The organism is Azospirillum sp. B506 (genome assembly GCF_000333595.1).
Taxonomy (GTDB): domain Bacteria; phylum Pseudomonadota; class Alphaproteobacteria; order Azospirillales; family Azospirillaceae; genus Azospirillum.
This window is the reverse complement of the sequence record NZ_BADK01000389.1, coordinates 1-2,980: the sequence shown is the minus strand read 5'-3', so window position 1 is coordinate 2,980 and position 2,980 is coordinate 1. Positions and strand designations below refer to the sequence as shown.

Here is a 2,980-nt window from a genome sequence, read left to right as displayed (position 1 = left end):
GATCGCCTTCACCGTGCCGCAGACGGTTCCATCGGCGAGTTCCGCACGCAGACCGATCAGATCGGCATGGTAGAGCATCTCCACCGACAAGTTCCACGCCCGCGGCCCGGTGGGGGCGGAGCAGCTGACCAGCTACAAGTATGTCGTGCGCGGCGATGGCCAGACGCGGCCTTAACGACAAAGCCCTCTTCCGCCCTACCGGAACCCTCTCCCCCCCGGGGAGAGGGCAGGGTGAGGGGGTTCCGTCTGCTGGACGATCCTCGAAGCGTGGCCCCCTCACCCAACCCTCTCCCCGCTCTCAGCGGGCCGAAGGTCCGCCTGTCGCGTCAGCGCAAACGAAGTTTGCGCTGACGCGGGGGGGAGAGGGTGACCGCTCCGGGGTGACGTCGGGGACGGATCGCGCCCCCCACCTCTATTCCGGCCCGCTCTATGGCGGGCTCACCGTCGGCATCCTCGGCGGGTCGTTCAATCCGGCCCATGCCGGACACCGGCACATCAGCCTGTTCGCGCTGAAGACGCTGGGGCTCGACCGGGTGTGGTGGATGGTCAGCCCGCAGAACCCGCTGAAGTCGACCTCCGGCATGGCCGCGCTGCCCGACCGGCTGGCCGAGGCGCGGGCCGTCGCCGCCCATCCCCGCATCGAGGTGACGGCGATCGAGACGGCGCTCGGCACCCGCTTCACCGCCGATACGCTGGCCAAGCTGCAGCGCCGCTTCCCCAAAACCCGCTTCGTCTGGTTGATGGGGGCGGACAATCTGCGGCAAATTCCGCGCTGGAAGCACTGGACTCGAATCTTCGACTCGGTGGCCGTTGCGGTTTTCGCCCGTCCCACCTATTCTCTTGGAGCGTTGAGCGGCAAAGCCGCCCAGCGTTACACCCGTCGGCGGGTGTCGGTGTCTGGGGTCAAAGGGCTGGCGCGCCGCAGGCGGCCGGCCTGGGCGTTCTTACGCAACCCCTTGCACCCGGCCTCGGCGACGGCGATCCGGCAGGCACGGGCCGCCGGGTCGTGAAACCGTTGCAAGAGGTTGGAGCCATCACCACGCACACCGAAACGGCCGCGACCGCTCCGCGGCCAGCCGCCGTTCCCCAGATCCTGGAGCCGCAGGACCTGAAGGCGCTCATCCAGGCGTCGCTCGACGCCGACCAGGCGGATGACGTGACCGTCATCGATCTCGCCGGGAAAACCACCTTCGCCGATTACATGATCGTGGCGTCGGGCCGCAACACGCGGCACATCGCCGCCATGGCGATGAAGCTGGCCGAAAAGCTGAAGCAGGCCGGCGTCCGCGGCGTCGAGATGGAAGGCATGACCCAGTGCGACTGGGTGCTGGTCGATGCCGGCGACGTGATCGTCCACCTGTTCAAGCCGGAAGTCCGGACCTTCTACAACATCGAGAAGATGTGGGGTCTGGAGCTGCCGACGCCGTCGGGCACGGCTCGGCTGAGCGCCTGACGAACCGGAGGCGGAGGGCCGCACCATGCGTCTGTGGCTCGCCGCCGTTGGGCGGTCGCGGGGAGGACCGACCCGCGACCTGTTCGACGAGTATGTCGGACGGCTCAGCTGGCCCTTCACCTTGAAGGAGGTCGAGGTGAAGAAACGCCTCTCCTCCGACGAATTGAAACGGCAGGAGGCCGAGCTGCTGCTCGCCGCCGTGCCGGTCGGCGCCATCGTGGTGGCGCTGGACGAGCGCGGCAAGGCCCTGCCCAGCGAGAGTTTCGCCGCCAGGATCGGCGACTGGCGCGACCGTGGCGCCGGCGACCTTGCCTTCCTGATCGGCGGTGCCGACGGCCATGGCGACGCGGTGCGCGCGCGGGCCGATTTCCTGCTCGCCTTCGGACCGATGACCTGGCCCCACATGCTGGTGCGCGGCATGCTTGCGGAGCAACTCTATCGCGCCCAACAAATTCTTGCCGGCCACCCCTATCACAGATCCTGATACCGAGCGTCGCATCCGGCGTTCGCACGCGCCGGAGCCCAGAGCTTAAAAAGCCAAAACACGAAACTCCGAGACCACAACCTTTCGAGAAAGGTAAGCGCGATGACCGAGACCAACCGACCCCGCCCCGTCGTCCTGTGCATTCTGGACGGCTGGGGCTATCGCGAGGAGCGGTCCGACAACGCGATCGCGCTGGGCGACACCCCGAATTGGGACCGCCTGTGGTCGGCCGAGCCGACGGCCTTCCTCGACGCCAGCGAGGAGGAGGTCGGCCTGCCGAAGGGCCAGATGGGCAACTCCGAGGTCGGCCACATGAATCTCGGCGCCGGCCGGGTCGTCATGCAGGATCTCGTGATGATCGACCATGCCATCGTCGAGGGCGAGCTTGAGCGCAACGCCGCGCTGAACGATCTGGTCAAGGCGATGCACAAGACCGGCGGGCGTGTCCATCTGATGGGCCTGCTGTCGCCGGGCGGCGTCCATTCGCACCAGGACCACATCGCGGCGCTGGCCGGCGTGCTGTCGCGCGAGGGCGTGCCGGTGGCTGTCCACGCCTTCACCGACGGCCGCGACGTGCCGCCGCAGAGCGCCAAGGATCAGGTCGCCGAGTTCATGGCCGATGTTTTCGAGCTGCCGGGCGTCGAGGTGGCGACCGTCATCGGCCGCTATTACGCCATGGACCGCGACAAGCGCTGGGACCGCGTCGCCAAGGCCTATGCCGCGATGACCAGGGCGGAGGGCGAGCGCGCCGCCGACCCGATCCAGGCGATCGAGCAGAGCTATGCCGCCGACAAGCATGATGAGTTCATCCTGCCGACGGTGATCGGCGACTATGCCGGCATGAAGGATGGCGATGCCATCCTGATGGCGAACTTCCGCGCCGACCGCGCCCGCGAGATCCTGGCCGCCTATGTCGAGCCGGCTTTCGACGGCTTCCCGGTGGATGGGGCGCCGAAGCTGGCCGCCGTGGTCGGCATGGTCGAATATTCGTCGGCGCTGGCGAAGCTGATGACCACCATCTTTTCGCCCAAAACCCTGACCAA

Annotated in this window: 4 protein-coding genes; all 4 read left to right on the top strand. The window is 67.7% G+C overall.

Annotated elements, in window-relative coordinates:
* Positions 1–380: 380 nt before the first annotated feature.
* A complete protein-coding gene (locus I71_RS11895) occupies positions 381–1,010 on the top strand; it encodes a nicotinate-nucleotide adenylyltransferase (RefSeq protein WP_042695072.1) in 630 nt (209 codons plus the stop codon).
* Positions 1,007–1,453 carry a ribosome silencing factor gene (gene rsfS / locus I71_RS11890; protein WP_012974900.1) on the top strand — a complete coding sequence of 149 codons (447 nt, stop codon included), beginning with the start codon at positions 1,007–1,009 and terminating at the stop codon, positions 1,451–1,453. Before I71_RS11895 ends, rsfS begins: the two co-directional genes overlap by 4 nt.
* A gap of 25 nt (positions 1,454–1,478) precedes the next feature.
* Positions 1,479–1,937, top strand: coding sequence for a 23S rRNA (pseudouridine(1915)-N(3))-methyltransferase RlmH (gene rlmH, locus I71_RS11885; protein ID WP_042695071.1), 459 nt, complete (start codon positions 1,479–1,481; stop codon positions 1,935–1,937).
* Positions 1,938–2,039: 102 nt separating this feature from the next.
* The coding region (gene gpmI / locus I71_RS11880; RefSeq protein ID WP_042695070.1) for a 2,3-bisphosphoglycerate-independent phosphoglycerate mutase at positions 2,040–2,980 on the top strand (941 nt) is incomplete at its 3' end.

Coding starts and splice junctions, on each gene's coding strand:
- rlmH (WP_042695071.1), top strand. CDS start 1,479: ATGCGTCTGTGGCTCGCCGCCGTTGGGCGGTCGCGGGGAGGACCGACC.